This window comes from Nocardioides sp. (genome assembly GCF_036401255.1).
In the GTDB taxonomy this organism is placed as follows: Bacteria; Actinomycetota; Actinomycetes; order Propionibacteriales; family Nocardioidaceae; genus Nocardioides.
This window is the reverse complement of record NZ_DASWVI010000210.1, coordinates 1-4,830: the sequence shown is the minus strand read 5'-3', so window position 1 is coordinate 4,830 and position 4,830 is coordinate 1. Positions and strand designations below refer to the sequence as shown.

5 protein-coding genes are annotated in these 4,830 nt (G+C 72.4%); 4 read left to right on the top strand and 1 reads right to left on the bottom strand.

Annotated elements, in window-relative coordinates; all coding sequences use genetic code 11:
* The first annotated feature begins 275 nt into the window (after window positions 1-275).
* Genes VGD85_RS09875 through VGD85_RS09860 form a run of 4 tightly spaced genes read left to right on the top strand, consistent with a single transcriptional unit; the run spans window position 276 to window position 4,270 of the window.
* Window positions 276-875 (top strand): TetR/AcrR family transcriptional regulator, encoded by a 600-nt coding sequence (locus VGD85_RS09875; RefSeq protein ID WP_331063282.1) that lies wholly within the window; start codon window positions 276-278, stop codon window positions 873-875.
* Complete coding sequence (locus VGD85_RS09870) at window positions 872-2,284, top strand: GMC family oxidoreductase (protein ID WP_331063281.1); 1,413 nt, start codon at window positions 872-874, stop codon at window positions 2,282-2,284. The genes VGD85_RS09875 and VGD85_RS09870 overlap by 4 nt, the downstream gene beginning before the upstream one ends.
* A 7-nt stretch (window positions 2,285-2,291) precedes the next feature.
* Window positions 2,292-2,723 carry a hypothetical protein gene (locus VGD85_RS09865; protein WP_331063280.1) on the top strand — a complete coding sequence of 144 codons (432 nt, stop codon included), beginning with the start codon at window positions 2,292-2,294 and terminating at the stop codon, window positions 2,721-2,723.
* Window positions 2,720-4,270 (top strand): aldehyde dehydrogenase family protein, encoded by a 1,551-nt coding sequence (locus tag VGD85_RS09860; protein WP_331063279.1) that lies wholly within the window; start codon window positions 2,720-2,722, stop codon window positions 4,268-4,270. Before VGD85_RS09865 ends, VGD85_RS09860 begins: the two co-directional genes overlap by 4 nt.
* A gap of 118 nt (window positions 4,271-4,388) precedes the next feature.
* Here VGD85_RS09860 and VGD85_RS09855 read toward each other — a convergent pair.
* A partial coding sequence (locus tag VGD85_RS09855) for an aldehyde dehydrogenase family protein (protein ID WP_331063278.1) occupies window positions 4,389-4,830 on the bottom strand: 442 nt, incomplete at its 5' end.

The following is a 4,830-nucleotide window of genomic DNA, read 5'->3' as shown; positions in this document are numbered from 1 at the left end:
TACCTCGAGGAGGGCCCCGAGGTCTGGCGGGTCCGGATCGGCCGCGTCGCGGCCTCCTGACACACACCTGACCGGCTCCCCGGCGCGCGCACCTGACGGATCTGTCGTGGATGTGCGCGTCGGGGAGCAGTTCTGTCTGGTACGTCGCCCCCGCCGGAGTGACCCCGATCACGATTTGTCACTCGAACCGCTTGTGCCGGACCCCGCGGAGTGGGACAGTCGACCCACTCGCGGAACTGGGTCAGTCGTCCCAGTTCGCGACGACGGGAGGTCGGATGGCGCGGATCAGCGTGGCCCAGCGACGCGAGCTGCTGTTCGCGGCGGCCGTGCGGGTCCTCGCGCGCGACGGGCTGTCCGCGCTCTCGACCCGCGCGATCGTCGCGGAGGCCGAGATGTCGCTGGCCAGCTTCCACTACGCCTACGCGTCGCGCGAGGAGCTGCTCGGCGACATCGTCGCGTCCGTGGTCGGGGGCGAGCGCGAGGCCGGGCTGGCCGGGGTGCTCGGCGAGGCGGCCACCCCGGAGGAGGCGGTACGCCGGGCGCTCGCGACGTACCTCGACCTGGTCCGGGCCGACCCCGGTCGCGAGCAGGGCATGTTCGAGCTGACCCAGCACGCGCTGCGGACCCCGGCGCTGGCGCGGCTGGCGAGCGAGCAGTACCAGCGCTACCACGAGGTGGCCGCGGAGCTGCTCGACCACCTGGCGACCCGGTTCGACCGGCGCTGGGACTCCCCCACCGCCGACCTCGCGCGGCTCGTGGTCGCGCTGACCGACGGACTGACCCTGTCCTGGCTCGCAGACCGCGACGACGCGGCCGCCGAACGGCTCGCGGCGCTCGCCGCGGAGGCCGTGCTCACCCACCTGGAGGAAGCATGAGCGATCGCTACGACGTGATCGTGGTCGGGGCCGGCACCTCCGGCCTCACCCTGGCCCGCGAGCTGGCGACCGGTGGCCTGCACTGCCTGGTGCTCGAGGCCGGGGGCCGCTACGACCGGCACACCTACCCCCGCACCGAGGTCGACGGGTCCGCGCAGCTGTTCTGGGGTGGCGGACTCGAGCTCAACAAGGACGCGTCGCTGGCCATCCTGCGACCGAAGGTCGTCGGCGGCGGGTCGATCGTCAACCAGGCGCTGATGGACCGGTTCGACGACGTCGCGCTCGACGACTTCCGGGCCGCGAGCGGCGTCGACCTGTTCACCGAGGCCGCGATGGCGCCGTACTACGACCGCGCCGAGGCCGCCATCGCGCTGCAGACGGTGCCCGAGGCACACCGCAACGGCAACGCGGAGATCTTCGCCGAGGGCTTCGCCCGCAACGGCTACCGACACGCCCCGCTGCGGCGCGCGCAGTCGGACTGCCGCTTCGAGGACGGCAACTCCTGCATCGAGTGCCTCTCGGGCTGCCGGATCGACTCCAAGCAGTCCACGGCGATCACCGCGCTGCCCGTGGCCGAGCGGCACGGCGCCGAGCTGCTGCCCGACGTCGAGGTCACCCGCGTCGAGGAGCGGCCGGACCGGGTGAGCGTGACCGGGCTGGTCGGCAAGCCCGGGACGGCGCGCACCGAACGCACCTGGACCGCCGAGCGTCTGGTGCTGGCGGCCGGAGCGATCGGCAACACCCGGCTGCTGCTCGCCTCCGGGTTCGGGGCGGAGCTGCCGGCGCTGGGACACCGGTTCTTCACCCACCCGCAGTACATGAACTTCGGGATCTTCGACCATCCGGTCCGGGCCCACTCCGGTCCACTGCAGAACTACAAGTCCGCCGACCCCGGCTTCCGCCGGCAGGGGTTCAAGCTCGAGAACGTGTTCGCCGGGCCGTCCTCGATCGCGATGCTGATGCCCGGCTTCGGCGCGGCGCACCTGGCGCTGATGCGGCGCTACGACCATCTCGGCTGCATCGAGGTGTGCGTGCGCGACACCACGCCGGGCCGGATCCGGCTCAACCGCAAGGGTGCCGTGGTGATCGAGAAGCGGCTCGGCGCCGAGGACGTACGCCGACGCGAGGCCGGTGCGGCGGCGATCCGCAACATCTTCTTGTCGATGGGGGCCCGCGAGCTCGTCGAGGGCGACCTCGGCATCGGGCTGCACCTGATGGGCGGCTGCGCGATCGGGACCGACCGGGCCCGCTCGGTCGTCGGACCGGATTTCACGCTGCACGGCAGCAGCCGCATCCACGCCGCCGACTCGAGCGTGTTCCCTAACGCACCGGGCATCAACCCGGCGCTGACCATCGCCGCAGTGTCGATCCGCGCCGGGGAGTCGATCCTCGCCGCGGCGGGGAGATGAGGACGAGATGACCCAGCAGACGAACACCCTCACCCCGGCGCAGGCCCGGGGCCTGCTCCGGCTCGGCGACATCGTGGTCCCGGGCGACCACCTGCTGCCGTCGTTCTCCCAGGCCGTGGCCGCGTCCGAGGCCGACCGGATGCTGCCCTACATGAGCGACGCGGACCGCTCGAGCCTGCTGCTGCTCCTCGACGTGTGCGGGCGCCTGCCCCGGTCCGCGGTGCGCGCGCTGGTCGCGGCGGCCGCCGGCTGGCGGCGTACGCCGGAGCCGGCCGCGGCGGCGCTGCGCATGGCGCACATCGGCATCAAGGGCGTGGTCCACTCGCTGTACTGGTCCGACCTGCACCGGCTGGGCATCCACGAGGTGATCGGCTACGACGCGCGGATCGACGAGGCGGCGTACGAGCGGTCCCTGGGGACCACGGAGGAGGAGCGGTGAGCGAGAGCTTCGTGCGTGCCGAGGTCGAGGGCGTCGTCGCGCGGGCCCGGAGCGGCCAGCGGTCGCTGGGGGCGCTGTCGGTGCCGGAGCGGCTGCGGCACCTGCGCGCCCTACGGCTGGCGATCGCGGATCGGGTCGACGAGATCGTCGATCGCGTCCAGGCCGAGACCGGCAAGTCGCGCTCGGACATCGTGATGTCGGAGATCTTCGGCGCGATGGACGCGATCGCGTGGCTGGAGGCGAACGCCGAGGACGCCCTGGGCGACGAGAAGGTGCCGACGCCGATGACGCTGATGGGCAAGAAGTCGCGGATCTGGTACCAGCCCCGCGGCGTCGTGTTCGTGATCTCGCCGTGGAACTACCCGTTCTTCCAGGCGGTCGTGCCGATCGCGAGCGCGCTGGCCGCGGGCAACGCGGTGGTCTACAAGCCCAGCGAGCACACCCCGCTCGAGGGCCTCGTCGAGTCGCTGGCCGAGCACGCGGCGATCGCGCCGCACTGGCTGCAGATCGTGTACGGCGACGGCGCGGTCGGCGCCGCCGTGATCGACCAGCGGCCCGACCAGGTGATGTTCACCGGGTCGGCCCGCACCGGCCGGGCGATCCTGCGGCAGGCCGCGGACCTGCTGATCCCCGTCGAGCTGGAGCTCGGCGGCAAGGACCCGATGATCGTGTTCGAGGACGTCGACATCGCCCGCACCGCCGCGGGGGCGGCCTTCGGCGCGCTCACGGCGGCCGGCCAGTCGTGCACGTCGGTCGAGCGGCTCTTCGTCCACGACTCGATCCACGACGAGCTCGTCGCCGCCCTGGTCGAGCTGGTCTCCTCGCTCCGCCTGGTCGAGTCGCCCGCGGACGATCGTGACGGCGACGGCGACATCGGCTGCATGACGACGGACTTCCAGGTCCGCACCGTCGCCGAGCACGTGCTCGACGCCCGCGCCCGCGGCGCCCAGGTGCTCACCGGCGCGGACTGGGACGCCGCGGCCGTGCTCGAGGGTCGTCCGGGCCTGCCCGGCCGGCCGTTCCGGCTGGTGCCGCCGATGGTGCTGACCGACGTGCCCGAGGACGCGCTGGTCGCGACGGAGGAGACGTTCGGACCGGTGGTGCCCGTGCTGCGGTTCACCGGCGAGCGGGAGGTGATCGACCGGGCCAACGCCTCGGCGTACGGCCTCACCGCCAGTGTCTGGAGCGCCGACGCCGCGCGGGCGGAGCGGGTCGCCCGGCAGCTGCGTTGCGGCGGCGTCTCGATCAACAACGTGATGGCGACCGAGGCCACGCCCGCGCTGCCGTTCGGCGGCGTCGGCGAGTCCGGGATGGGCCGCTACAAGGGTGTGGCGGGGCTGCGTGCGTTCACCAACGCCCAGTCGGTGGTCGTCGACTCCGACGGCGGCAAGCTCGAGGCCAACTGGTACCCCTACACCGCCAAGAAGCACGCGCTGTTCACGGCGATGATGCGGGCCTGGTTCAGCGACGGCCCGACCCGCCTGGCCAGGTTCGCGGTCGCCGGGTCGCGGCTGGAGAGCCATGCCCAGAAGGCCCGCCGGGGGTAGTTGCTGCCTTGCTGTAACGCCCGTTTACCCCTTCCTCCCCCCGTGCTGCAGCATGGTGGGAAGGTGGGGTAAACGGGCGTTACAGCTTTTCGGGGCGCCCGCCCGCGACGGCCCGACCTCAGAAGAACCCGAGCGCGTCCGGGGAGTAGGACACCAGCAGGTTCTTGGTCTGCTGGTAGTGGTCGAGCATCATCTTGTGGGTCTCCCGGCCGATGCCCGAGCCCTTGTAGCCACCGAAGGCGGCGTGCGCGGGGTAGGCGTGGTAGCAGTTGGTCCACACCCGGCCGGCCTGGATCCCCTTGCCGGTCCGGAACGCCCGGGAGCCGTCCCGGGACCAGACACCGGCACCCAGGCCGTAGAGCGTGTCGTTGGCGATCTTGAGGGCATCGGCGTCGTCGTCGAACGACGTGAGCGCGACGACCGGCCCGAAGATCTCCTCCTGGAAGATGCGCATCGCGTTGTGGCCCTCGAAGACCGTGGGCTGGACGTAGAAGCCGCCCGCGAGGTCGCCCTCGGCCTCGAACCGGGCGCCACCGGTGAGGATCGCGGCGCCCTCCTGC